Below are 24,282 nucleotides of genomic sequence, written 5' to 3' on the forward strand. Positions count from 1 at the left end.
AAGAAATCGGAAAGAGTCCACCTACGAAAAAGTGCCGCTCCGAAAGAGCGGCACTTTTTTATATCGCATTTCAGATCGGATTACGGCTGGTTCTTGTTCAGCTCGGTCGACAGGTTGGTGAACGTGTTGTCCAGTGAATTGCCGAGCGTCGAGGCGCCGGTGATCAGGGCCACGGAGATCAGGGCGGCGATCAGGCCATACTCGATGGCGGTTGCACCGGACTCATCCTTGAAGAAACGTGCGAAAATCTTGGTCATGTTACTCTCCTACTCCACAAAGGTTGTTCAGCACTCCCGGCAACTGTTTGCCGTTGCTCGGATGGCTGAAAACTACACAGCGGCCATTGCCATCGGCTTAACGAAGAGGGTTAGCGAGTGCTGAAGGCCGGATTGCCTCGAGCGTGGTAAATGAATGCGGAACGTGACCGGCAGTATTTTAGTCATCTGCCGAGGTGTCTCGCGCCTTCAGAAATAAGCACCTATTATCAATTACTTGTAATTTCCGTTGAAAGGCTCCTCGGGGCGGGTCAGCGCGCGGCATCCCCAGCGCAGCCAGCCGACTCCTTCCTGGAAAGGAGACAATGCGCCATTTCGGCACGCCCGCATTGCGGAAACCCCAAGAGCGGACCGGATCCAGCCCTTTTCGCTGGCAATGACGCGGGAACAGTTACGTTCCATGCGCCCATGGCGGCGGTGTGTTGTCACAATGGCGAGTGCGATCGTTTCCGCAGGTGACTTAACCGTTCATTCACCATTTCCGCCCATGCTCTCAAACCAGTCACCATCACAGGCGGTTCCAAAGGCTGGCACTCATGTTGTCTCGCAGCGCACTCTTCTCGCTTGCCGGCGCCCTTGCGCTGAGCGGAGCTCTTGTCGCCGGTCCAGGCCGGGCGGAAGATGACACTGTCCTGCGCGTCTATATGAACAGTGCGCGCGTGCTCAAGCTCGACCGCCCCGTCAGCAAGGTGATCGTCGGCAATTCCGACGTCGCGGATGCAACCGTTGCCGATGCTCAGACCATCGTGCTGACCGGCCGGGCCTTCGGCACCACCAATCTCGTGCTGCTCGACGCCGACGGCAATGCCATTGTCGACGAACGCATCCTGGTGTCGATCGACGAGGGCAATACGGTGCGTGTCTTCAAGGCGACCGCCCGCACTGTGCTGTCCTGCTCGCCCAATTGCGAAGAACACGTGGCCACCGGAAATAAGACCGCATCGAACTGAGCCCCGGCTGCTGCACTGTGGCCGGCTCTTCACGCATGTGCTCGCGCCATGCGTCGATTTGTAAAGAAAGCGGCAACGGAAAATCAATATTTCGCTCCTAACGTCGAGACTGATCCCGGACCGCGGATATGAGCGATGAGCGCAGACTTGCAGCACAAAGACGGGCAGCTCCATGAGGGGCAAGCCAATCCCGGACGGCGGAAACGCCGCCTATGGGGTCGTCTCTATCGCTCCCGTGATGGTTCTGCGGCCATCGAATTCGCCATCCTGGCCATACCCTATTTCCTGATCGTGTTTGCAACGCTCGAGACCTTCGTGGCCTTCTATGCCGAGCAATTGGTCAATCTGGCGGTGAACAACATGGCGCGCGAACTGCGCACCGGACGGATCACCTATAATCTCGGCCGTCCGACCGACATGACCGAGGCCCAGTTCCGCCAGGCATTCTGCAATGAAATCTCGATCCTGATGAAATGCTCCGAGACCGAGATCGACACACCTTCGAAACTCTACATCGACGTCCGCAGCTTTCCGACCTTCGGCGACATTCCCACCGAGATACCGCGGCTCTCGAACGCCCAGTTCTCCGACATCGATCCGTCGAGCTTCGATTTTGCGCCAGGTGGAGCCAAATCCATCAACATGGTGCGGGCGCTCTACCGCTGGCAGGTGACGACAGACCTCGTTCGCCCCTACATCACAACGATCCGGCCAGCCGACGGCTCAATGCCCACAGACTTCCTGATCGCCGCGACGACGGCCATCAAGAACGAGGACTACCCGTGAGCGCGCCGAACGAACCCATGCGGGAGGGCCGAGAGTACGGCAGAGTCCGGACGGGAGGATTCGCCCGGCTGATCTCCGCACTGCGCCGCTTAGGCGAAGACCGAAGCGGTCTTGGCGGCGTCGAATTCGCGCTGATCGCCCCGCTGCTGCTGGTCGTCTATCTGATGGCCTTCGAACTGACGCTCGCCTTCAACACATCCAAGCGCGCGACCGTGTCGACCAGCACCGTCGCAGACCTCGTGTCGCGCACCGACAAGGTCGCCAAGAGCGATCTTGAGGACATGGCTGATGTCGTTGCCGCGATCTTTGCGCCTTATAATCCGCAAGCCCTGTCGCTGAAGATTACCGGCGTCAGGGTGGACAACGCCAAGGCCGCGAAGGTCGCCTGGTCGTGGTGGAATGCCGGTTCCGCTCCTTACCCGGTCGGCACCACAGTGCCGGTGCCCATCGACATGCTCGAGGCCGATATCTTTCTTGTCCGGGCAGAGGCTCAGCGTGTCTCATGAATTGCTGATGTATCTGCCGGCTTTCTCCGGCTCGGAGATCAAGAACCTGACGATCGGCCGGGAATTCTACTTCCGGCAGCGCATCAACACCAACATTACCTGCAGCAACTGCTGACCGGCGATCGCTTCGGCGGCAACTCCCTCGGCGCGGATAGAAACTGCCGTCGGCGCGCGCGGGTTTGCCAAGCCTGCGGCTTGGCGCTAAACATGCCGGCTCGATCGCCCGGACGACGACAGCCATGACGGCCACATCCCGCGGCGCAGGTGAACCATGGCACGTGCTTTTCTTTTCGTTCTCGATTCCTTCGGCATCGGCGGCGCCCCCGATGCGCCCGCCTATGGCGACGACGGTTCCGATACGTTCGGACATATCGCCGAGTTCTGCGCGGCGGGTGCGGGCGACCGCAAGGGCTTAAGGTCCGGTCCGCTTTCCCTTCCCAACATGTCGGCACTCGGCCTGGTGGCCATCGCCAAGCTTGCTACCGGCCGCGCGCCGGCCGGCATGCCTATCCCGGAGCGGGTGTTCGGCCTGCACGGTGCGGCAAACGAGGTCTCGCACGGCAAGGACACGCCGTCCGGCCACTGGGAGATCGCCGGAACACCCGTGATGTTCGACTGGGGCTATTTTCCCGCCGAGGGCGACGCCTTTTCTGAAGAACTGGTGGAGGCAATCTGCCGCGAGGCGGAGCTTCCCGGCATTCTCGGCAATTGCCATGCTTCGGGTACAGAGATCATCGCGAAGTTCGGCGAGGAGCATATCCGCACCGGAAAGCCGATCTGCTATACCTCCTCGGATTCGGTCTTCCAGATCGCCGCCCACGAGACGCATTTCGGCCTCGAACGTTTGCTGAAGCTCTGTCAGATCGTGCGCAGGCTGATCGACCCGCTCAATATCGGCCGGGTCATCGCGCGGCCCTTCGTCGGCAAGACGCCCGCCACCTTCCAGCGCACCGGCAACCGCCGCGACTATTCCGTGCTGCCGCCGGAGCCGACATTGCTCGACCGCCTCGTCGAGGCCGGCCGCACCGTACACGGCGTCGGAAAGATCGGCGACATCTTCGCCCATCAGGGCGTCTCGCGCGTCATCAAGGCGAACGGCAACATGGCGCTGATGGATGCGACGCTGAAGGTCATGGACGAGGCCTCAGACGGCGACCTGGTGTTCAGCAACTTCGTCGACTTCGACATGCTCTACGGCCACAGGCGCGACGTGCCGGGCTATGCCGCGGCACTCGAAGCCTTCGACCGGCGGCTGCCGGAGGTGCATCGCAAGCTCAAGCCCGGCGACATGGTGCTGATGACCGCCGACCACGGCTGCGATCCGACCTGGCGCGGCACGGACCACACCCGGGAGCGCGTGCCGATCATGGCCTTCGGCCCCGGCATCAAGTCGTGCATGGTCGGCATCCGCAATACCTATGCCGATATCGGCGAAACGATCGCGGCGCATCTCGGCATCCCGGCCGGACCGCATGGACGGAGCTTCCTTTGACGGCACATCTGAAGAAGGCGGAACTGCACTGCCATGTGGAGGGTGCGGCACCGCCGGCGCTGACGATCGCCCAGGCGGAGAAATACGGCGTGGCAACCGATGGCTTCGTCAAAGACGGCGCCTATGCCTGGAACGATTTCACGAGCTTCATAGCCTGCTATGATTTCGTCGCCTCGGTCTTTCGCACGGCCGAGGACTATGCGGCGTTGGCGGAGGCTTACTTGAGCGAGCTTGCGGCCGCGAACACGATCTATAGCGAGCTATTCGTCTCGCCTGACCATGGCGAAGCCGTGGGCCTGTCACCGGACGACTATATCGGCGGGCTTGCGGCCGGCATCTTGTCGGCCCGGGAAAAGACCGGCATCGAATGCCGCATGGTGATCATCGGCGAGCGGCATCTGGGGCCGGAGAACGTGCTTGCCCGCGCCAAGTGGGCGGCCAGGTTCGACCACCCGCTGGTCACCGGCTTCAACATGGCGGGCGAGGAGCGCATGAACCGTGTGGCCGATTATGCGCCTGCCTTCGACATCGTGCGCGCGGCAGGCCTCGGTCTCACCATCCACGCTGGCGAACTGTGCGGCGCCTTCTCCGTCGCCGATGCGCTGGATCTCGTGAAGCCGAGCCGGATCGGCCATGGCGTGCGGGCGATCGAGGATGCGGATCTGGTCAAGCGCCTTGCCGATCTCGGCACGGTGCTGGAGGTCTGCCCGGGATCGAACATCGCGCTCAAGGTCTTTCCCGACTATGCCAGCCATCCGCTCCGGCGCTTCGTCGAGGCCGGCGTGCGCGTGACGCTCAATTCCGACGACCCGCCCTTCTTCCATACGTCGCTTGCCGCCGAATATGAGACTGCGTCGAAGGTCATGGGCTTCTCCGACGCAGAGATCGACGCCATGACGAGGACGGCCATCGAGGCGGCCTTTGTCGACGAAGAGACCCGGCAGGCGCTACTTGCCCGGCTTTGAGCCGCAGCAATTGGGGATGAGCAGGCAATTTTCATCGATGCCCTTGCGGGCGCCTGAGTGAATGTGGGAAACATTTCCCGTCACAGAAGAAGAATAGAAGGGCCCGGCCATGAACGGCGTCACAGTCATCGACCATCCGCTGGTACAGCACAAGCTCACCATCATGCGCCGCAAGGAGACCTCGACGTCGAGCTTCCGCCGGCTGCTCCGGGAAATCTCCACGCTGCTCTGCTATGAAGTGACGCGCGACCTGGAACTGACCATGGAGACCATCGAGACGCCGCTGACGACCATGCAGTCGCCGGTGCTCGAGGGCAAGAAGCTGGTCTTCGCCTCGATCCTGCGCGCCGGCAACGGCCTTCTGGAAGGCATGTTGGAGCTGGTTCCGGCCGCCCGCGTCTCGCATATCGGCGTCTATCGCGATCACGAAACGCTGCAGCCGGTCGAATACTATTTCAAGGCGCCCGATGCGCTGGACGAGCGCCTGATCATCGTCGTCGACCCAATGCTCGCCACCGGCAATTCGTCGATCGCTGCTGTCGACAAGCTTAAGGAGCGCGGTGCGAAGAACATCCGCTTTGTCTGCCTGCTCGCCGCGCCGGAGGGCATCAAGCACTTCCGCGAAGCGCATCCGGACGTTCCCGTGTTCACCGCCGCGATCGACAGCCATCTCAACGAGAAGGGCTACATCATGCCGGGTCTCGGGGACGCCGGCGACCGCATGTACGGAACGAAATGAAGCCTTAACCAGTTTGCCGAGATCGCGGCCCGGAACAGACTTTCCGGGCCGTTTTCGTTTGCGCTTTAGCGGCTTTTCAACCGCAATGCGCTATCAGCCTGCGACAGGCTGACTGACGGCAGGAGAGATGCCATGCTGATGCGCGCGATCGGACTGGTGTTCGTGGCCGCCGTGCTTGCGACCCAGGTGCCGGGCGCTTTCGAGGCGCTGCAGAAAGGCGCGCCAGAAGGCCGCGATGAGACGCCGCCCCCGACGCCCGTGGCGGTCGCACGAACCGGAACGACGATCCTGCAAGCCGACGCAGCGGGTCACTATCGCGGCACCTTCAAGCTCAACGGAAGGACGACCGAGGCATTGGTCGACACCGGGGCATCACTGGTGGCGATCAATGAGACGACCGCTCGGCGCATCGGTGTGAGCGTCGCCTCTCTCGACTTCAAATATCCGATCAGCACGGCCAACGGCGAAACCCGCGCCGCGCATGTCCGCCTGCAAAGGGTCGAGATCGGCACGGTGCGGGTGGAGGATGTCGATGCCTTCGTGCTTCGCGACAAGGCGCTTTCCGGAACATTGATCGGCATGAGTTTCCTCAAGCGCCTCACCGGCTATGCCGTCGAAGGCGAAAGGCTGCGCCTGGAGCGTTAAGGGGCGGCTCCCGCCCCTCGCCGCATGGCCTAGCTGATGCGTTTGCCGATCACTGGCGCGAGTGCCGGCCGTTCGTCGGCGATGCCATAGCTTGCCGCCACCATCTGCGCTGCACGTTCGCCGCTGTCGCGGTCGTTGGCATGCACGGTAGCGATCATGTCTCCCTTCGAGACAGCCGTGCCAAGCGGCACGAGACCGGTCAGGCCGACGCGGTGGTCAATGGCGTCGGTCGGGCGCTGACGCCCGCCGCCGAGGGCGACGACGCAAAGACCGAGGCCGCGAGTATCGGCGGAAGCGAGGAAACCGTCGGACTTGGCAAGCACCGGGATTTCGATTGCCGCCTTCTGCAGGTAGCGATCCGCGTGGTCCAGGAAGTCGACGGGACCGCCAAGCGCGTGCACCATGCGGCCGAAAAGCTCGGCCGCCTTGCCAGAGGCGAGCACATCGCGGCACCGGGTGAGGCCCGTCTGGAGGTCAGCGACAGTGCCGGCATTCACCAGCATTTCGGCCCCCAGCGCCAGCGTCACCTCCTCGAGCCGCGTGCCGGTCTTGGCCCCGCGGAGGAAGTCGACGGCATTCTGCACCTCGACCGCATTACCCGCCGCATCAGCGAGCGGTTCGTTCATGTCGGTCAGAAGTGCCGAGGTGCGCACCCCTGCCCCATTGGCGACAGTCACCAGCGACCGGGCCAGCGCCTCGGCATCCTCGGCTTTGGCCATGAAGGCGCCATTGCCGACCTTGACGTCGAGGACCAGGCTTTCCAGTCCCGCGGCGAGCTTCTTCGACAGGATCGAGGCGGTGATCAGCGGGATCGATTCGACCGTAGCGGTGACGTCGCGGATGGCGTAGAGCCGCTTGTCGGCGGGGGCGAGGTCGCCCGTCTGGCCGATGATGGCGCAGCCGACCTCGTCCACCACCCGGCGAAAGGTCGCCGCATCCGGCATGACATCGTAGCCGGGGATCGACTGCAGTTTGTCGAGCGTGCCGCCGGTGTGGCCGAGGCCCCGGCCGGAAATCATCGGCACGGCGAGCCCGCAGGCCGCGACGATCGGCGCCAGCATCAGCGAGACATTGTCGCCGACGCCGCCGGTCGAATGCTTGTCGGCGATCGGTTTACTGACGCCGGCCCAGGACAAAACCTCGCCGGAATCGCGCATCGCAAGCGTCAGCGCGACAATTTCTTCTGGCGTCATGCCCTTGAAAAAGACGGCCATGGCGAAGGCCGCCACCTGACCTTCGGAAATTGTCTCCTGGTTCAGCCCCTCGATGAAGGCCGCGATCTCGGTTGTGGTAAGTACGCCACCGTCACGCTTGCGGCGGATGATTTCCTGAGGAAGCATAGATCAGTATCCCGTGTTGTCGGCGATCGACCGGCCGCCGCCGAGCACCGCAAGAATATCGTCGAGCAGGCCGGAGGCGCCGAAGCGGAAGGTGGACGGCATGACCCAGTCCTCACCCATGATGGTGTCGGCAAGGCGCAGGTAAAGGCCCGCATCTGCGACACTCGAAATGCCGCCGGCCGGCTTGAAGCCGACCTTCTTGCGGCTATCGCGGATCGCCTGCAGCATGATGTCGGCTGCCTCCAATGTCGCGTTGACGGAGACCTTGCCTGTCGAGGTCTTGATGAAGTCGGCGCCAGCAGCGATCGCCAGTTCCGATGCGTGCCGTATCAGCCCTGTTCCCCTGATCTCGCCCGTCTCGAGGATGGTCTTGAGGAGGACCGGTTCGGGACAGGCTTCGCGGACAGAACTAACCATGGCCGAGACGGCGGCTTCGTCCCCCGCGATAAAGGCCCGGTAGGGAATGACGAGGTCAATCTCGTCGGCGCCGTCGGCGATCGCCTCCCGGGTTTCGGCAAGCACATCTTCAAGCTTCAATTCACCCGAGGGGAAGTTGACGACGGTTGCGATGCGGACGGGGCTTTCCGGGCCGAGCAGTGTCCTGGCGCGCGCTACGAAGCGGGGCCAGATGCAGATGGCTGCCGTGTGGCCATAGGGCGTCACCGCCTTGGCGCAGAGCGCGTCGATCTGCTGCGGCGTGCAGTCGTCCTTGAGATTGGTGAGATCGACCAGGGCAAGTGCCCGGACGGCGATGGCCCGCGCTTCGTGACTATCCAAGTTCCGTCCCTCCACCAGCGATCATTCTCTTGAGGACGGCGGCAAGGCGCTTGCCCCCGATCGGTGCCATGTCCTTGGTTTCGGCATGACTGAGTTCCGCTCCCGTCATTCCCGCGCCGAAGTTGGTAATAACCGATGCGGCCGCCACGCGCAGCCCGAAAAAGCGCGCAAGGATGACTTCCGGCACCGTCGACATGCCAACAGCATCGGCGCCGAGGATGCGCGCCATGCGGATTTCCGCCGGCGTTTCGAAACTCGGGCCGGAGAACCACATGTAGACGCCGGACGAGAGCGGAATACCCTCCTCCTCTGCTGCGCGCTGCATCGCGGCGGCGAGTTCGGCATCGTAGGCCGATGTCATGCCGACGAAACGGGCGTCGCTCTCCTCACCGATCAATGGGTTGCTGCCGGAAAAATTGATGTGGTCGGTAATCTGCATGACCGAACCCGGTGGCAGGTCCTCGCGGAGCGAACCGGCAGAATTGGTGAGGATCAGCGATTGCACGCCAAGCCCCCGCAGCACTTCGATCGGCACGCGCATGGCGTTGGCATCGCCGTGCTCATAGTAGTGAATGCGGCCGGCCAGCATGATCACCGGCTCGCGGTCGAGGTAGCCCGCAACCAGTTCGCCCGCGTGACCGGACACGCCGCTAATCGGAAACCCCGGCAGTTCATGGTAGGACACGCGGATCGGATCGCGGATTTCGTCGACCAGGGAGCCCAGGCCGGAACCGAGCACGATGCCGTAGCGCGGCAACAGGCCATCCAGGCGGTCGACGAGGAAGTTGATCGCCTCCCTCATCCAAGGATGTCCGTCTTGAACGAGAAGGGCAGAAGCTCATCCATGGTCATCGTCTTCTGCACGCCGACCTCGTCGCAGAGGTAGATCCTGGTGTCTGCATTGGCAAATTCGGCGATCTTCTGACGGCAGCCCCCGCAGGGCGGGCAAAGCGCCATCTTCTCGGCGATGACCGCCATTTCAACGATCTTCCTTCCCCCGCCCATGATCATGCAACCGATCGCGGTCGGCTCAGCACACCAGCCTTGAGGGAATGAGAGGTTCTCGATGTTGGCGCCGGTGTAGATCTGGCCGTCGTCGGCGCGGATCGCCGCCCCGACGGGGAACTTCGAATAGGGCGCGTAGGAGAAATGCATAGCGGCACGCGCCGCTTCGAACAGCTCATGAGACATCGATCAACGCTCCTTCACATAGGGTACACCGCCGGCCTTCGGCGCGTTGGCCGAGCCGATCAGGCCGGCCAGCAGGATGCAGGTCAAGACATAGGGCAGCGCCTGGAAGATCTGTACCGGCACTTCGCCGACCAGCGGCACGGACTTGCCCTGCATGAAATTGGCAAGCGCATCGAGGAAGCCGAACAGCAGGCAGGCGAAGAGCACCGGAACCGGCTTCCACTTGGCGAAGATCAGCGCGGCCAGCGCGATATAGCCCTTGCCGGCCGACATGTTGTTGATAAAGGCCGCCGACTGGGCAATCGCCAGATAGGTCCCCGAAAAGCCGCAGAGGAAACCTGCGACCAGTACTGCGCGGTAGCGCAACCAGGTAACCGAGATGCCGGCGGTGTCGACGGCGCCCGGATTCTCGCCGACGGCGCGCAGGCGAAGGCCGAAGCGGGTGCGATAAAGCACCCACCAGGATATCGGCACGGCGAGGAAAGCGAGATAGGTCAGAAGATTGTTTCCAGAGATCACATGCATGTAGATCGGCCCGATCACAGGCACGTCATGCATCATCTCGGCGCCCGGAAGGGTGATCGGCGAGAAGCGCGCATCGGTGGACAGACCAGGAGTACGCCCGCCCTGACGGAACCAGGCATGGCCGAGAACGGCGGTGAGGCCCGCAGCGGCGAAGTTGATCGCCACGCCGGAAACGATCTGGTTGCCGCGATTGGTTATCGAGGCGAAGCCGTGCACCAGCGACAAGGCGAGCGATACGCCGATGCCCGAGGCAAGACCGATCCATGGCGAGCCGGTCATGTAGGCGGCCGTGGCGGCAGCAAAGGCAGCCGCCAGCATCTTGCCTTCAAGGCCGATGTCGAAAATGCCGGCACGTTCGGAGAACAGGCCTGCGAGAGCTGTGAAGATCAGCGGAATCGACAGGCGGATGGTGGAGCCGAGAATGCTGACGACGATGTCCAGAAAATCCATTGGCTTGACCTCAACCGCTGACGAACTGCTGGTAGATCCGCACGATCGCCGGGCGGAACATATATTCAAGGGCGCCGGCGAAGAGAATTACCAGGCCTTGAATGACGACGATCATGTCGCGGGTGATGTTGGGCATGTCGAACGACAGTTCAGCGCCCCCCTGATAGAGGACGCCGAACAGGATGGCGGCAAGCACGATGCCGAACGGGTGACTGCGGCCCATCAGTGAGACGGCAATACCGACGAAGCCGGCGCCGCCGACGAATTCGACCTGTAGGCGGGCAGACGCCCCCATGACCGGGTTGAGCGCCATCATGCCGGCCAAACCGCCCGAAATCAGCATGGCGATGATCACGATCCGGACATAGGAAATGCCGGCATAGGCCGCGGCCGAGCGGGAAATCCCCATGGTGCGCATTTCATAGCCGAGCTTGGTACGCCAAATCAGCACCCAAACCAGCACGCACATGACAAGCGCGATCAGAAAGGAAACGTTGAACGGCGCCGGACCAAGCTTCAGGCCGAACATCGCCATCAGCCAGTCGAGCTTGGGCAGTCGCCCGCCTTCGAGGAAGGTGCGGGTCTCGGGCGCCATCTTGCCCGGTACGATCAGTACATTGACCAGGAGATAGACCATCAGCGCCGCGCCGATGAAATTGAACATGATCGTGGTGATGACGATGTGGCTGCCGCGCTTGGCCTGCAGCCAGGCTGGGATCAGGGCCCAGGCGGCCCCGAACAACGCAGCCGCCATGACGGCAAAGGGCATGGTGACGTACCACGGCACATAATGGTCGAGCGACAGTGCCACCAGTGCCGCACCCAGGCCGCCGACATAGGCCTGGCCTTCGGAGCCGATATTGAACAGGCCGGCATGATAGGCGACGGCAACCGACAATCCGGTGAAGATGAAGTTCGTGGCATAGAACAGGGTGAAGCCGATGCCCTCGCCACGACCGAGCGCACCGGCCAGCATCAGCTTCAAGGCTTCATAGGGGTTCTCTCCGATCACCCAGACCACGAGACCGGAGACCAGGAAAGCGAGAATGAGGTTGATCAGCGGGATCAATGCATAGTTGATCCAATTGGGCAGCGGCACGGAAACGGTACTCATCAAAACCTCATGCGGCAATGCCGGCCATCATAAGGCCCAGCGTCTGTTCACCAGTCTCCGGGCTTTTCTCGCCGACGACCCTGCCGGCGAACATCACCAGGACACGGTCGGAGAGCGAACGGATCTCGTCGAGCTCGACCGATACCAGCAGCACGGCCTTGCCGGCGTCCCGCGTTTCTATGATCCGGCGATGGATGAATTCGATGGCGCCGATATCGACGCCGCGGGTCGGCTGGCCGACCACCAGGAGCTTCGGATCGCGCTCGATCTCGCGGGCCACGACGATCTTCTGCTGGTTGCCGCCGGAAAAATTGGCGGTTCTCAGGCGCGGATTCGTCGGACGGATGTCATACTTCTCGATCTCGTCGACCGCAGCCTTGCGGACCGCTTCCGGATTGAGGAAGAGGCCCTTGCCGTAGCGTTCATCTCGGTGATAGCCGAGGATAGCGTTTTCAGCTTCCTCGAAGGCCAGCACCAGGCCCATGTGGTGGCGGTCTTCCGGGATATGGGCAAGACCAAGCGCACGCAGCCGGGCCGGATCATAGCCCGTTACCGGATCGCCGCAGAACAAAATCTCGCCCGAGGTCGGCTTGCGGATGCCGGTGATGGCTTCCAGCAGTTCACTCTGGCCATTGCCGGCGACGCCGGCGATGCCGACGATCTCGCCGGAGCGTACGTCGAAGGAGACATTGTCGACCATGGTGACGCCGCGATTGTCCTTGACCGTCAGGTTGCGCACCGACAGGAAGACCTCGCCGGGCTTGGCGTCGCCCTTATCGACCTGCAGCAGAACGCGGCGGCCGACCATCAGTTCGGCCAGTTCCTCGACGGTGGTCTCGGAGGTGGTGCGGGTCGCGACGATCTCACCACGGCGCATGACCGACACCGAGTCGGTGATCGCCATGATCTCGCGCAGCTTGTGGGTGATCAGGATGACCGTCTTGCCCTGGTCGCGCAGCACGCGCAGGATCTTGAACAGGTGGTCGGCTTCGGCCGGCGTCAGCACGCCGGTCGGTTCATCGAGGATCAGGATCTCGGCGCCGCGATACATGGCTTTCAGGATTTCGACCCGCTGCTGAAGACCGACGGGCAGTTCCTCGACGACCGCATCCGGGTCGACCTCGAGTTCGTAGTCGTCCTCGAGCTTCTTCAGTGCGTCGCGCGCCGCATCCGTGCCCTTGCCGAGCAAGGGGCCGCCTTCTGCGCCAAGCATCAGGTTTTCCAGCACGGTGAAATTCTCGACCAGCATGAAGTGCTGGTGCACCATGCCGATGCCGGCGGAAATGGCCGACTGGCTGTCGCGGATGGTGATCGGTTTGCCGTCGATACGGATCTCGCCGCTATCGGCGTGGTAGAAACCGTAGAGGATCGACATCAGGGTGGACTTACCGGCCCCGTTTTCGCCGATGATGCCGTGGATCGAGCCCTTGGCCACGGTGAGGTTGATGTTCTTGTTGGCGTGCACCGCACCGAACCTCTTGTCGATGCCGACCAGCTCGATCGCCGGTGCCTGGCTCTTGTCACTCATTCGGTCCCCCAGACATGGAAAGGGCGCAAGGCGGATTAATCACCCGCCATGCGCCCGGATCAGCTCACTTCGGGCAGGAATTGTCCGACATGTAGTCGTGCACCTTGACGGTTCCGGCAATGATGTCGGCCCTGGCCTTTTCGACCGCTGCCTTCATCTCTTCGGTAATGAGCTTGGCATTATGCTCATCGAGGGCATAGGCGACGCCGTCTTCCTTGACGCCGAGCGACTGGACGCCGGCGGTGAACTTGTCACCCATGGAGTCGGCATAGGCGTTGTAGACGGCAAGGTCGACGCGCTTGACCATCGACGTCAGGACCGAGCCTGGATGCAGGTGATTCTGGTTCGAGTCGACGCCGATCGACAGCTTGCCGTTGTCGGCAGCGGTCTGCAGCACGCCGAGGCCCGTCGCGCCGGCTGCTGCGTAGATCACGTCAGCACCCTGGTCGATCTGGTTCTTGGTGAGCTCACCGCCGCGAACCGGGTCGTTCCAGGCCGCACCCGTCGTGCCGGTCATGTTCTGGAACACCTGAATATCGGGATTGGCAGCGCGCGCGCCCTGCTCGTAGCCGCATTCGAACTTGCGGATCAGCGGAATATCCATGCCGCCGACGAAACCGACCTTGCCGGTCTTCGACGCCATGCCGGCGAGAACGCCGACGAGGTAGGAGCCTTCCTCCTCCTTGTAGACCACCGAGCGCACATTCGGCAGATCAACGACCGAGTCGACGATCACGAACTGGGTATCGGGGAATTCGGCTGCAACCTTCTCGATAGCCGAGGTCCAGGCGAAGGAAACTGCAACGACCGGGTTATAGCCCCTGGAGGCGAAGTTGCGGATCGCCTGTTCACCCTGCGTGTCACCGGTCGGCTCGAAGTCGCGATAGTCGGTGCCGGTCTCGGCCTTGAACTTTTCAGCGCCTGCATAGGCTGCTTCATTGAACGACTTGTCGAACTTGCCGCCCGTACCATAGACGAGGGCCGGGTTCACATCGGCGGCGAGCGCCGTTCCCGACATGGCAGCCACGGCAAAGAGACTCAAAAGGGTTTTTTTCATTTTGCAGCCCTGTTGTTGCTATTGATCTTGTTGGGTCCTCCCGCAAGCGCTTTGACACGCCAGTCTGCGGAACCACCGACCCCTTATTCCAAGGGCCTGGCTGAACGCATCCTTGCATGGCTTTTGGAAAAATTCACTCGATTTTTTTCAACTGGTAAAGAATCATCCGCGCGCCACGAGGTCCATCAACAGGCGCTGAATATTCAGCCAGATCAAAGGGCTCGCCGCTACTGGAACATGCAGCCGACGTTCATCCGGCGGTGGGAAGCGGACAGGCCACGCCGATACCGCGCAGACCGCAATAGCCGTTCGGATTCTTCGCCAGATACTGCTGATGGTAGTCCTCGGCGTAGTAGAAGGGTCCAGCCGGGGCGATCTGCGTCGTCACTGTCTGCTTGCGGCCCGCGGCGATCATCGCCTCCTGGAAGGCATCGCGAACCCTTAGTGCCGCGTCGATGTCATCGGCACTTTCGGCGTAGATCGCCGAACGATAGGTCGTTCCAATATCATTGCCCTGGCGCATGCCCTGGGTCGGATCATGCGCTTCAAAGAAGAGCTTCAGCAGGGCATCGAGTGAGACGACCGTCGGGTCATAGACGACCTTCACCACTTCCGCATGGCCCGTGAGCCCCGTCACCGTTTCCTGGTAGGTGGGGTTGGGCGTGAAACCACCCTGGTAACCGGCGGCGGTCACAAAGACGCCCGGCGTCTTCCACAGCAGACGCTCGGCGCCCCAGAAACAGCCCATGCCAAGATAGATAGTCTTTAAGCCCTTCGGATAAGGCCCTTTCAGCGATCGCCCGGACACGAAATGGGTCTCAGCGGTCGCGAGCGGCTCCGCTCGCCCCGGGAGCGCGGTCTCGGCCGTCGGCATGGTCATCTTCTTGTTGAACATATCGATCAGGAACATGGAAACTCCTCGCAGGCGGGCTCTGCCGCCCGGACACGACTGCACAAGGGTCAGGCCGCGAAACGTCCGGCCGGCGAAGGCTTCTTGTAGCCGACCATCCACAACAGCAATGCCAGCCCAAGGAGCACGGCAAAAGCAGGCTGCGGCAGGAACCAGGCATCGAACATGCGCCAGATGGACGTTCCGATCTTCTCTTCGACGACAGCACGGAAACGGACCAGCGACGTTGGGTTGATCTCCACCCAGGCCAGTCGGACCGGTGTCACGACGATCTGCGAAGCGGACACTGAGGCGATCGAATCCTTGGCGGCAGCAATCACCGCAAGACAAAGTGTTGCGAAACTCGCCAGACGGAAAACAAAACGCACCATCCGATCCCCTTGCATGCACTCCACGCGACAAGACACGAGCCCCTTGCATGCAACCCGGGCATCGACGAAGACCAGCTAACAGGAAGGCTTTTGGCCAGGCAAGTCAAAAATCCGTCAGATTTCGGTTGATCGCCAGGAAATCCTCGTTATATATCGCGCCCGACCGGCCGCTTCGACAATGCGATGCGCTGGCCGTTAAGGACAGGTGGCCGAGTGGTTTAAGGCGCACGCCTGGAACGCGTGTGTACGTGAAAGCGTACCGAGGGTTCGAATCCCTCTCTGTCCGCCATGCAACATTTTAAAATATTGTTTTTAAAATTAGATTTCAGTTTCCTTTGGATTGGCCCGCCACCTAGCCCGCCACGACAGACTTGTCGAAGCTGCCCTCCTGCGCTTTGGAAAAATATTGAAATCGCCTCGTGTCACATGAGACCACATCGGGCGAAATGAGATTCATCATAACCAGCTGCGCAAGACGTGCAGATCCTCCGAAAGGGTCAACCATGTCTTCAATTTTGCAGCTCGTTCTCTTTGAAAATATCGAAGAGCCTGATACGCCAGCCGCTGAACTCGGCAAGCCAATGCCTGCGTCTCCCGTTAAGGAGGCTCGCGATTCATTGGCAACTGTGCAGGAGAATAAGGCCACTTGTGCCAAAGGCTCCTGCGAGCTGACTTGATCATCCGGTCTGTGCGCAAGAGGCCGGATCGCTCAGGCTCGAGCACGTCCCGACAGGACGAGCGCTATCTCTCGGTGCGTGATGTTGTCGACCGATACGCGATCAGCATCCAGACTGTCTGGCGCCACACGAAATACAATCCGGCCTTCCCGAAACCGATCAAGATCCTGAACGGCTCAACCAGATGGCGGATGAGTTGATGCGTCGCCCAACCGGATAACGCTACTTGCACCCGCATGACCGAGCCTGGCGGGCAGGAAATTCATCGCGGGCGCGCTGATGAAGCCGGCGACAAACATGTTGGCCGGCCTTTCTCTGCCGGACACAGACCGAGTCGCGAGCCGCTGTAGTATGGGCGAGCGCCTCGACATCACGCTCTATGTCTTCTCACCACTCGAGTGGCCGGCGTCGATTGCAGCGAGAATTGCCGTCTGAACGGCATCGTCCTGTGCAGCCACGGCGGCTGTCAGTTTCAACAGGCGCTGGCGGGTCTGGTAAAGCTGATCGACCAGGGACAGCACAACAGGCAGCGTCTCTGCATCGACCTCCAGTTCATAGTGCAGGGTGCAGATCAGACGGATGCGTGCGCATTCCATCTCTGAAAAGACCAATACGTCCGTATCTTGCTGCGGCGAGATCAACTGCTCGCCGATCCAGGCCTCGAGATCGCTTTGCTGGAGAGCGTCTATCTGCTCGAGGAGTTCGTCAGCGCGCATCATTTCAACATCTCCCTGCGCGGCTCATCCGGAGATTTCGGCTGCCAGGTCTCCAGAAACGCTGCCAACTCTGGCTCCTCGCCAGCGGGCAGAACGACTTTCAACGCGATCAACTGGTGACCGCGCTTGCCGGACTTTCGGTCGAGCACTCCCTTGTCGCGCAGTCGCAACGTCTGGCCGGTGTTTGCACCTTTCGGAATCGTCATTGCGACCGGGCCAGTGATCGTCGGCACGTTGATCCGCGCCCCCAATATGGCTTCCTTCAGCGTGACAGGTACCTCCACATGGATGTTGTCATCCTTGCGGTGAAAAAACGGGTGCGGCTCGACATGCAGCTCGACAAAGGCGTCGCCTGCCGGCCCGCCGCCGAAGCCGGGCATGCCCTGGCCTTTCAGCCGCAACATCTGCCGGTCGTCAGCGCCCTCCGGGATCGACACATTCAGCGTCTTGCCCTCGGGCAATGTAATGGTGCGAACGGCGCCATTGGCTGCGTCCAAGAAGCTGACTGGAAGCACATAACTCACGTCCTGCCCGCGCGCCCGGACTGAGCCCTGGGACCGCCGCGTCCCGCCGCCAAAAGCCCGCGCCAGGAAATCCTCCAGATCCTCATTGCCGGCAAAACCGTCCTGCGCTGCGTGGGAGGCGTGGCCTGGTCCATCGGCGAAATCACGGTAATACCGCTGCTGAGGCTTTTCCGCTCCGCTGGCGTCGATCTCGCCCGCATCGAACCGTCGGCGCTTTTCCTTGTCTTTCAGTAGATCGTTTGCCGCCGAGATGGCCTTGAACCTCGCCTCGGCCGTCTTATCATCCGGATGCAGATCAGGATGATATTTGCGCGCCAGCTTCTTGAACGCGTCCTTGATTTCCTTGTCGGTCGCAGTGCGAGCAACGCCGAGGGTCTCATAAGGGTCTTTCATGCACTGATCCCATCTCATGCGCGTCTTGAGCGGCCGTAGGACTTCGCCGCGGGCCGATGCCCGATCGGCTCGCTATCCCCGTCTCCTAAAACTTAATCAGCGTGACGGTGAGACGCAATGGAAGCGTTCACTGTTTTCGCTTCGTCGCGGCAGCCGAGACGCGCCAGTCTCTACGCAATGCAGGCAATTGCCGCCAGCGCGACAACGGCTTCACAGCCATCGCCACCTTTTCAATTATTATTCATTGCTACGCAGCTACGCAATAACGTATATATAGCCATTGAGACCAGCGATGTGCACTCGCGCAAGGACAGGACCACCAACGCGGAAGGAAGCAAGATGACTGCAAGACCTGAGGTGAAGGGCTTTTTCGACAAGCGTACCTGGAGCGTTCAATATGTCGTTTCGGATCCCAAGACAAAGAGATGCGCCATCATCGATCCGGTGCTCGACTATGACGAAAAGTCCGGCTCGACGGGCACGATGAATGCTGATGCCCTGCTCGACTATGTCAAGGAACAGGGCCTGACCATCGAATGGATCCTCGACACCCATCCCCATGCTGATCACTTCTCCGCAGCCCACTATCTGCACGAAAAGACCGGAGCCCCCACGGCGATCGGCGCCCATGTGACCGATGTGCAGAAGCTCTGGAAAGGGCTCTACAACTGGCCCGTCTTTCCGGCCGACGGCTCGCAATGGGACCGCCTTTTCGAGCATGGCGACCGCTTCAAGGTCGGCGAGATCGACGCACATGTGCTGTTTTCGCCCGGCCACACCCTGGCCTCGATCACCTATGTGATCGGCGATGCGGCATTCGTTCACGATACGCTGTTCATGCCGGACAGCGGCACCGCTCGGGCCGACTTCCCCGGCGGCAGCGCAGCGGCGCTCTGGGCCTCGATCCAGGAGATCCTCAGGCTCCCCGACGAAACGCGTCTCTTCACCGGCCACGACTACCAGCCGGACGGGCGTGAGCCGCTTTGGGAAAGCAGCGTTGCCGAACAGAAGCAAAAAAACGACCATGTGGCCGGCAAGGACGAGAGCACATACATCGCGCTGCGTCAGGCGCGCGACAAGACCTTACCCATGCCCAAGCTGATCCTGCATGCGTTGCAGGTCAATATCCGGGGCGGCCGCCTACCGGAGCCGGAGGCGAACGGCAAGCGCTACATCAAGATCCCGCTTGACGCGCTTCCCGGCGCCGACTGGGGTTGATAGACCGATGATAGACGGCATGATCGAGCAGACGATCGCGGCGCTTGCATCCGGCGGACTTGTCGGCTTTACGCTCGGCCTGATCGGCGGCGGCGGCTCCATTCTCGCCACACCGCTCTTGCTTTATGTGGTCGGCGTAGCCCAGCCACACATCGCAATCGGCACCGGGGCGCTTGCCGTTTCGATCAATGCCTATGCCAACCTTATCGGACACGCCCGGAAAGGTAATGTCTGGTGGCGCTGCGCGCTTGTGTTCGCCGGCACAGGCACCGTCGGCGCCCTTATCGGCTCGAGCCTCGGCAAGGCGATGGACGGTCAGCGGCTGCTTTTCCTGTTCGGTCTGCTGATGCTCGCCGTCGGCATTTTAATGCTGAGGCCGCGCAAGACCCCTCTACCAGCAGCTCGGCAAGCCGATATGCGCACATGCCTGAAGACGGCAGGCGTTGCCGTCGTTGCGGGTGCAGCTTCCGGGTTCTTCGGTATCGGCGGGGGGTTCCTGATCGTGCCCGGGCTTATGTTCGCTACAGGAATGCCGATGATCAATGCGGTCGGATCGTCCCTCTTCGCGGTGGGTACATTCGGTCTCGCCACTGCGGTCAACTATGCTGTTTCGGGCCTCATCGACTGGCGCATCGCCGCCGAGTTCATTGCCGGCGGCGTTTTCGGGGGAATAGGCGGCATGCTGCTTGCCACGAAGCTTGCCCGTCGCCGCAACACGCTGAACCGTCTCTTCGCAGCCATCGTGATGGTGGTCGCCGGCTATGTTCTTTACAAGAGTGGGTCGTCGCTCGCCCTCTTCTGAGCGATCGGCAGAGCCCGTGGCGGCGGCGGATGGATCTCTGGCGGACGGAGAGATGAAACGCTATGAGGGACGCTCAGGAGCATCCCATGTATACGCTTGAGCGCACCGAGACATTCTCCCAGGACATCAAGAAGAGCCGGTTCATTGCTCACGCCGCTCCGGCGGGGAGTGAAGACGAGGCCAAAGCCTTCATTGCCGTCGTGAGTGATCCCTCGGCCAATCACAATTGCTGGGCCTGGAGGATCGGCCAGGCGTATCGCTTCAACGATGACGGGGAGCCGAGCGGGACCGCGGGCAAGCCGATCCTCCAGGCGATCGACGGCCAGGCGCTCGATCGCGTCGCAGTCGTCGTCACGCGGTGGTTCGGCGGCATTCTGCTCGGCAGCGGTGGCCTGATCCGTGCCTATGGCGGCACGGCGGCCGCTTGCCTCAGGTCAGCGGGCAAGATCGAGATCATCCCGCGGATCGAAGGCAAGATCGTTGCAGGATTTTCCGACCTTGCACTCCTCAAGGCGCGGCTCGGCGCCCTATCCGATATCATCATCCTGAACGAAGAATTCACGGCAACGGGGGCTGTCATGACTATCGCAGTGCCTGAAGCGATAGCCCAACAGGCCAACAGGCTCGTGACCGACGTTACCGGAGGGCGGGCTTTCATCCGCCTTAGCGACAGCTAAGGCCGTCCTGGCTCAGACAAATGTCAGTGGAGGGTGTCCGGCGATTCGCCACGGAGGAGATGCAGCGCATCGGTGAGCGCAGCGACGAGAATGTCGGTCAGCTCATCGCCCTTGTTCTCGACAAGCATGGCCTGGATAGCGGCGTCTTGCTGTTCGAAAAAGTGATCCGGTTCATTGGTCATTCTATCAGTCCCCTCATGGTGCCGATTCAGTCTGCATCGTTCAGGGCAGTTTAACTGCGGCTGGCTTGCGCCGGGCTGTCATGCCCGGCTCTCTCCAATACCGCCAACGGTATCAGGCGGTCTGAGGTTCCCCGCTCTCTTTGCCGCTGGCGACGATCTCACCAAATTTGGAGAAGAACTCACCGGCCAGCTTCTTCGAGGTCGAATCAATCAGACGGCTGCCCAGCTGGGCGATCTTGCCGCCGACCTCGGCCTTGACGGTGTAGGTGAGGATCGTCGCATCCGGCCCGTCTGCCTCGAGCGACACGTTGGCGCCGCCCTTGGCAAAGCCGGCCAAGCCGCCCTTTCCTTCTCCAGCAATCGTATAGGAGTGCGGCGGATTGAGATTCTGCAGCTCGACCGCACCCTCGAACTTTGCCTTGATCGGACCGACCTTCAAAACCACCTTGGCGGTCATGGTGGTGTCAGAGGTCTTGTCCAGGCTCTCGCAGCCGGGGATCGCCTGTCGCAGGATCTCCGGGTCGTTCAGCGCCTGCCAGACGGTTTCGACCGGTGCTTCGATCCGTTCGCTGCCACTCATGTCCATGCTGTTTCTCCTCCCAGAGCGAAAACTTCCTGCCGCGTGCTCCTCCTCGAGCGAAGCGACGGAGTATCTGAAGGACAGCTTACAGACCGGCACACGGATCGCAAGGGACAGACGGAAAGGAGAAGCCGTCAGACGAAAACGGCCTGCTCGACGCGATCCTCGGTGCCGAAGAATCTCAGATAGCGCTCGACCTCGGCCGCATCGCCCGTCGCCTTCTTCGGATTGTCGGAGAGCTTCACCGCCGGCCGGCCGTCCGCCTCGCTGACCTTGCAGACCAGCGAAATCGGCTTCAGGCCCTCGATCTCGCGCGGCGCGCAGCCGGCGAAGTCGTTGGTGAGGTTGGTGCCCCAACCGAAGCTCATGCGCACCCGGCCCTCGAAATGGCGATAGGTGTCGATGATCGCGTCGACGTCGAGGCCGTCGGAGAAGATCAACAGTTTCTGGCGGGGGTCGCGTCCCATCTTCTTCCACCAGTCGATGATCTTCTCGCCGCCTTCGATCGGCGGGGCGCTGTCGGGACGGAAACCGGTCCAGTCGGCCACCCATTCCGGCGCATTGCGCAAGAAGGCGGCCGTGCCATAGGTGTCGGGAAGTACGATCAACAGATTGCCGCCATAGAGGCGGTTCCAGTCGCGCATGACGTCGTAGTTCGAGGAGAGTAGCTGTTGGTCGGTGTTGGCGAGAGCCGCCCTGACCATTGGCAGCTCGTGGGCATTCGTCCCCACCGCTTCCAGATCCGAGTCCATGGCGAGCAAAACGTTGCTCGTTCCAGTGAAAGCCGGGCCGATACCTTCCTTAAGCGCTTCGACGCACCATCGCTGCCAGAGGAAACTGTGGCGGCGGCGCGTGCCGAAGTCGGAGATTCTCAGGCCCGGCAGTTCGCGCAAGCGCTCGACCTTGGCCCACATTTTGGCCTTGGCGCGAGCATAGAGCACGTCCAGGGTGAAAAGGCCCATGTTTTTGGACACGGTGCGGGAGCGCAGCTCGTTGATGATGGCGAGCGCCGGGATCTCCCACATCGTCGTTTCCTTCCACGTGCCGTGGAAGTTAAGGACAAACTGGCCGTCCTTTTTGGAAAGCTCGTATTCGGGCAGCTGAAAGCTGGCGAGCCAGGCGAGAAAGTCCGGTTCGAAGATCTGCTTGGTGCCATAGAAGGTGTTACCCGCGAGCCAGATTGCCTCTTTCTTGCTGAGGCGGAGCGTGCGGGCGTAGTCGAGCTGCGCGCGCAGCTCGCCCTCATCGATTTCATCGGCAAGACGCACCGTCTTGGTTCGGTTGATCAGGGTGAAAGTCGCATTGACGTCCGGATAGAGCTTCCAGATCATCTGCAGCATCAGGAGTTTGTAGAAGTCTGTATCGATCAGACTGCGGATGATCGGGTCGAGTTTCCAGCTATGATTGAAGACTCTTGTCGCGATGTCGGTCTTGGTCATCGAGTGACTGCCCTGCTAGTCGCGGCCGGATCAGACCGCATCAGCGGCCGGAATTCACCCCGGCCATTTCAGAGGTCACTTATCTGGAATTCGTCTTGCAAAGTCCATAGGGGCCAATCAGCCCTGGACCGGCGTATTCTCCGCCGGCGACGGGGCAGTTTCCTGAACCGGCTGGTTCGACGGGCTTTCAGGCGCAATCGAATTGCCCCACCACTCTGCTGGTATCCAGACGAGCATTGCAAGCACGATGCCGGCCAGCAATACAATCAAGACGGGACGGCCGCGAAAACCCTGACGAGCTTCGGTCGGCGTTACGGGCTCGGGTTTCATGCCTCGCGTATGACGTGCGGTGCTGTCGGGCAGGTCGGTTCGGCTGGTCATGGGTCTCTCCCCTGTCGTGCTCAAGGTTCGGCGTGACTGCGCCGCGGTCTCAAGGCAAACGGAGCGAAAGGCCTATTGTTCCCAAGAAGATTCCGAAGACGGGTCAATAACCCGACGCGCGGTCCACGACATGATCGAGCGGATCACCCGCTTCAAATCGGGCGATCTGGCGCTCAGCGTGACGAAAAAGCGCACCAACGTCCGAGGCGGCGGCGGCATGCGGCGTGATCACCACATTGTTGAGATCCCAGAGCGGGCTTGCCGGCGAAAGCGGCTCCTTTTCGAAGACATCGAGCGAGGCCGCACCCAGCACGCCCTTCTTCAGCGCTGCGATAATATCCGTTTCGACCTGGCTTCCGCCGCGGCCGGCATTGATGAAGACCGGCTTGCCCAGCGCCCCGCCCTGGCGGAGCGTGCCGAACAAAGATGCGTTGTAGATGCCGCGCGTATCCGGCGTCAGCGGCAGGAGGCCGACCAGAATGTCGGTGCGGGAAAGGAAGACGTCGAGGCCGGTGGCATCGAAGGTCTCGACGCCATCGATCTGCCGCTTGCGCCGCGACCAACCGACCACGTCGAAGCCCATGACCTTCAGCTTGCGCACCGCATCCTCGCCCAGCACGCCGAGGCCCATGACGCCGACGGTGACATCGCGGGCTTCCGGCTGCGGCGAAATCTCGTCCCACACATGCTCGCGCTGCTGGCGGGCATAGGGGAGTGCTCCGCGCAAATGGGTGAGGCACTGCAGCACAACCCATTCACTCATGCGATCGGTCAGGCTGCGGTCGACGAAACGCACGACGGGCAAGTCCGGAAGCTCGTAGGCGGAGAGGATGTGATCGACGCCGGCGCCGCCAGAGAAAATTATCTTCAGGTCTCCTGCGCGCTGGAACAACGATGGATCCGGCTTCCACACGACGGCATAGGGGACCCCGGAGAGATCACGGCCGGTATTGGCCGAATCGCCCATATCGATCACCTCACGGCCGGGAAAGGCCCCGTTCAGCGCCTCAATGACGCCACTACGTGCGAACTTGAGGTCAATGACGACGGCATTCTGGTCGGGCATGGGATG

28 protein-coding genes, 1 tRNA gene and 1 pseudogene are annotated in these 24,282 nt (G+C 61.7%); 12 read left to right on the forward strand and 18 right to left on the reverse strand.

Going from position 1 to position 24,282, the window contains the following annotated elements; genetic code table 11:
- Positions 1–80 precede the first annotated feature (80 nt).
- Complete coding sequence (locus ACWPVA_RS15655; protein ID WP_454288561.1) at positions 81–257, reverse strand: Flp family type IVb pilin; 177 nt, start codon at positions 255–257, stop codon at positions 81–83.
- A gap of 554 nt (positions 258–811) precedes the next feature.
- On the opposite strand from ACWPVA_RS15655, the gene ACWPVA_RS15660 reads away from it, so the two are divergent.
- The 8 genes from ACWPVA_RS15660 (at position 812) to ACWPVA_RS15695 (ending at position 6,358) form a co-directional block, all read left to right on the forward strand.
- The gene (locus tag ACWPVA_RS15660) at positions 812–1,225 is read left to right on the forward strand and encodes a pilus assembly protein N-terminal domain-containing protein (protein ID WP_454288562.1); all 414 of its coding nucleotides are present in this window, start codon (positions 812–814) and stop codon (positions 1,223–1,225) included.
- A 135-nt stretch (positions 1,226–1,360) separates the two neighbouring features.
- Positions 1,361–2,011, forward strand: a complete 651-nt coding sequence (locus tag ACWPVA_RS15665) for a TadE/TadG family type IV pilus assembly protein (RefSeq protein WP_454288563.1) — start codon at positions 1,361–1,363, stop codon at positions 2,009–2,011.
- The gene (locus ACWPVA_RS15670) at positions 2,008–2,517 is read left to right on the forward strand and encodes a TadE/TadG family type IV pilus assembly protein (protein WP_454288564.1); all 510 of its coding nucleotides are present in this window, start codon (positions 2,008–2,010) and stop codon (positions 2,515–2,517) included. The genes ACWPVA_RS15665 and ACWPVA_RS15670 overlap by 4 nt, the downstream gene beginning before the upstream one ends.
- The gene (locus tag ACWPVA_RS15675; protein WP_454288565.1) at positions 2,507–2,632 is read left to right on the forward strand and encodes a hypothetical protein; all 126 of its coding nucleotides are present in this window, start codon (positions 2,507–2,509) and stop codon (positions 2,630–2,632) included. Before ACWPVA_RS15670 ends, ACWPVA_RS15675 begins: the two co-directional genes overlap by 11 nt.
- Before the next feature lie 156 nt (positions 2,633–2,788).
- Entirely contained in the window at positions 2,789–4,009 is a 1,221-nt protein-coding gene (locus ACWPVA_RS15680; RefSeq protein ID WP_454288566.1) for a phosphopentomutase, read from the forward strand.
- Positions 4,006–4,974 carry an adenosine deaminase gene (locus ACWPVA_RS15685; RefSeq protein ID WP_454288567.1) on the forward strand — a complete coding sequence of 323 codons (969 nt, stop codon included), beginning with the start codon at positions 4,006–4,008 and terminating at the stop codon, positions 4,972–4,974. Before ACWPVA_RS15680 ends, ACWPVA_RS15685 begins: the two co-directional genes overlap by 4 nt.
- A 109-nt stretch (positions 4,975–5,083) precedes the next feature.
- Positions 5,084–5,713 carry a uracil phosphoribosyltransferase gene (gene upp, locus ACWPVA_RS15690; RefSeq protein WP_454288568.1) on the forward strand — a complete coding sequence of 210 codons (630 nt, stop codon included), beginning with the start codon at positions 5,084–5,086 and terminating at the stop codon, positions 5,711–5,713.
- Between the two features lie 132 nt (positions 5,714–5,845).
- Positions 5,846–6,358: a TIGR02281 family clan AA aspartic protease gene (locus ACWPVA_RS15695; protein WP_454288569.1), complete on the forward strand. Its 513-nt coding sequence runs from the start codon at positions 5,846–5,848 to the stop codon at positions 6,356–6,358.
- A 29-nt stretch (positions 6,359–6,387) separates the two neighbouring features.
- Here the strand turns inward: ACWPVA_RS15695 and deoA are convergent, their stop codons facing one another.
- The 10 genes from deoA to ACWPVA_RS15745 form a co-directional block, all read right to left on the reverse strand.
- Positions 6,388–7,698, reverse strand: coding sequence for a thymidine phosphorylase (deoA, locus tag ACWPVA_RS15700; RefSeq protein ID WP_454288570.1), 1,311 nt, complete (start codon positions 7,696–7,698; stop codon positions 6,388–6,390).
- A 3-nt stretch (positions 7,699–7,701) separates the two neighbouring features.
- Complete coding sequence (deoC, locus tag ACWPVA_RS15705; protein ID WP_454288571.1) at positions 7,702–8,475, reverse strand: deoxyribose-phosphate aldolase; 774 nt, start codon at positions 8,473–8,475, stop codon at positions 7,702–7,704.
- Positions 8,468–9,277 carry a purine-nucleoside phosphorylase gene (locus ACWPVA_RS15710; RefSeq protein ID WP_454288572.1) on the reverse strand — a complete coding sequence of 270 codons (810 nt, stop codon included), beginning with the start codon at positions 9,275–9,277 and terminating at the stop codon, positions 8,468–8,470. The genes deoC and ACWPVA_RS15710 overlap by 8 nt, the downstream gene beginning before the upstream one ends.
- Positions 9,274–9,666: a cytidine deaminase gene (locus ACWPVA_RS15715; protein WP_454288573.1), complete on the reverse strand. Its 393-nt coding sequence runs from the start codon at positions 9,664–9,666 to the stop codon at positions 9,274–9,276. Before ACWPVA_RS15715 ends, ACWPVA_RS15710 begins: the two co-directional genes overlap by 4 nt.
- Before the next feature lie 3 nt (positions 9,667–9,669).
- A complete protein-coding gene (locus ACWPVA_RS15720) occupies positions 9,670–10,641 on the reverse strand; it encodes an ABC transporter permease (protein WP_454288574.1) in 972 nt (323 codons plus the stop codon).
- Between the two features lie 10 nt (positions 10,642–10,651).
- Positions 10,652–11,755 carry an ABC transporter permease gene (locus tag ACWPVA_RS15725; protein ID WP_454288575.1) on the reverse strand — a complete coding sequence of 368 codons (1,104 nt, stop codon included), beginning with the start codon at positions 11,753–11,755 and terminating at the stop codon, positions 10,652–10,654.
- 7 nt (positions 11,756–11,762) lie between these two features.
- Positions 11,763–13,283 (reverse strand): ABC transporter ATP-binding protein, encoded by a 1,521-nt coding sequence (locus tag ACWPVA_RS15730; protein WP_454288576.1) that lies wholly within the window; start codon positions 13,281–13,283, stop codon positions 11,763–11,765.
- A gap of 64 nt (positions 13,284–13,347) precedes the next feature.
- On the reverse strand, positions 13,348–14,340 hold the full coding sequence (locus tag ACWPVA_RS15735; RefSeq protein WP_454288577.1) for a BMP family lipoprotein: 993 nt from the start codon (positions 14,338–14,340) through the stop codon (positions 13,348–13,350).
- Positions 14,341–14,590: 250 nt separating this feature from the next.
- Positions 14,591–15,250 carry a peptide-methionine (S)-S-oxide reductase MsrA gene (gene msrA / locus ACWPVA_RS15740; protein ID WP_454288578.1) on the reverse strand — a complete coding sequence of 220 codons (660 nt, stop codon included), beginning with the start codon at positions 15,248–15,250 and terminating at the stop codon, positions 14,591–14,593.
- A 50-nt stretch (positions 15,251–15,300) separates the two neighbouring features.
- Positions 15,301–15,618 carry a hypothetical protein gene (locus tag ACWPVA_RS15745; RefSeq protein WP_454289612.1) on the reverse strand — a complete coding sequence of 106 codons (318 nt, stop codon included), beginning with the start codon at positions 15,616–15,618 and terminating at the stop codon, positions 15,301–15,303.
- A gap of 202 nt (positions 15,619–15,820) precedes the next feature.
- On the opposite strand from ACWPVA_RS15745, the gene ACWPVA_RS15750 reads away from it, so the two are divergent.
- A tRNA-Ser gene (locus tag ACWPVA_RS15750) sits at positions 15,821–15,910 on the forward strand.
- A 765-nt stretch (positions 15,911–16,675) separates the two neighbouring features.
- Here ACWPVA_RS15750 and ACWPVA_RS15755 read toward each other — a convergent pair.
- Both ACWPVA_RS15755 and ACWPVA_RS15760 read right to left on the reverse strand, forming a co-directional pair.
- Positions 16,676–17,017 (reverse strand): chaperone modulator CbpM, encoded by a 342-nt coding sequence (locus tag ACWPVA_RS15755; RefSeq protein ID WP_454288579.1) that lies wholly within the window; start codon positions 17,015–17,017, stop codon positions 16,676–16,678.
- On the reverse strand, positions 17,014–17,931 hold the full coding sequence (locus tag ACWPVA_RS15760; protein WP_454288580.1) for a DnaJ C-terminal domain-containing protein: 918 nt from the start codon (positions 17,929–17,931) through the stop codon (positions 17,014–17,016). The genes ACWPVA_RS15755 and ACWPVA_RS15760 overlap by 4 nt, the downstream gene beginning before the upstream one ends.
- 348 nt (positions 17,932–18,279) lie before the next feature.
- Here ACWPVA_RS15760 and ACWPVA_RS15765 point away from each other — a divergent pair.
- The 3 genes and pseudogenes from ACWPVA_RS15765 to ACWPVA_RS15775 form a co-directional block, all read left to right on the forward strand.
- A pseudogene (locus ACWPVA_RS15765) lies at positions 18,280–19,149 on the forward strand (MBL fold metallo-hydrolase); the annotation flags it as partial.
- A 19-nt stretch (positions 19,150–19,168) separates the two neighbouring features.
- The gene (locus ACWPVA_RS15770) at positions 19,169–19,951 is read left to right on the forward strand and encodes a sulfite exporter TauE/SafE family protein (protein WP_454288581.1); all 783 of its coding nucleotides are present in this window, start codon (positions 19,169–19,171) and stop codon (positions 19,949–19,951) included.
- Between the two features lie 86 nt (positions 19,952–20,037).
- Complete coding sequence (locus ACWPVA_RS15775) at positions 20,038–20,628, forward strand: IMPACT family protein (protein ID WP_454288582.1); 591 nt, start codon at positions 20,038–20,040, stop codon at positions 20,626–20,628.
- Positions 20,629–20,651: 23 nt separating this feature from the next.
- On the opposite strand, the gene ACWPVA_RS15780 is transcribed toward ACWPVA_RS15775, so the two are convergent.
- The 5 genes from ACWPVA_RS15780 to ACWPVA_RS15800 form a co-directional block, all read right to left on the reverse strand.
- Positions 20,652–20,810, reverse strand: a complete 159-nt coding sequence (locus ACWPVA_RS15780; RefSeq protein ID WP_454288583.1) for a hypothetical protein — start codon at positions 20,808–20,810, stop codon at positions 20,652–20,654.
- Positions 20,811–20,922: 112 nt separating this feature from the next.
- The gene (locus ACWPVA_RS15785; RefSeq protein WP_454288584.1) at positions 20,923–21,396 is read right to left on the reverse strand and encodes an SRPBCC family protein; all 474 of its coding nucleotides are present in this window, start codon (positions 21,394–21,396) and stop codon (positions 20,923–20,925) included.
- Between the two features lie 128 nt (positions 21,397–21,524).
- Complete coding sequence (gene pncB / locus ACWPVA_RS15790) at positions 21,525–22,829, reverse strand: nicotinate phosphoribosyltransferase (RefSeq protein WP_454288585.1); 1,305 nt, start codon at positions 22,827–22,829, stop codon at positions 21,525–21,527.
- A 117-nt stretch (positions 22,830–22,946) separates the two neighbouring features.
- Positions 22,947–23,210: a hypothetical protein gene (locus tag ACWPVA_RS15795; protein ID WP_454288586.1), complete on the reverse strand. Its 264-nt coding sequence runs from the start codon at positions 23,208–23,210 to the stop codon at positions 22,947–22,949.
- A 103-nt stretch (positions 23,211–23,313) separates the two neighbouring features.
- Positions 23,314–24,276 carry a 2-hydroxyacid dehydrogenase gene (locus ACWPVA_RS15800; protein WP_454288587.1) on the reverse strand — a complete coding sequence of 321 codons (963 nt, stop codon included), beginning with the start codon at positions 24,274–24,276 and terminating at the stop codon, positions 23,314–23,316.
- Positions 24,277–24,282: the final 6 nt, after the last annotated feature.

Source organism: Rhizobium arsenicireducens (assembly GCF_964021225.1).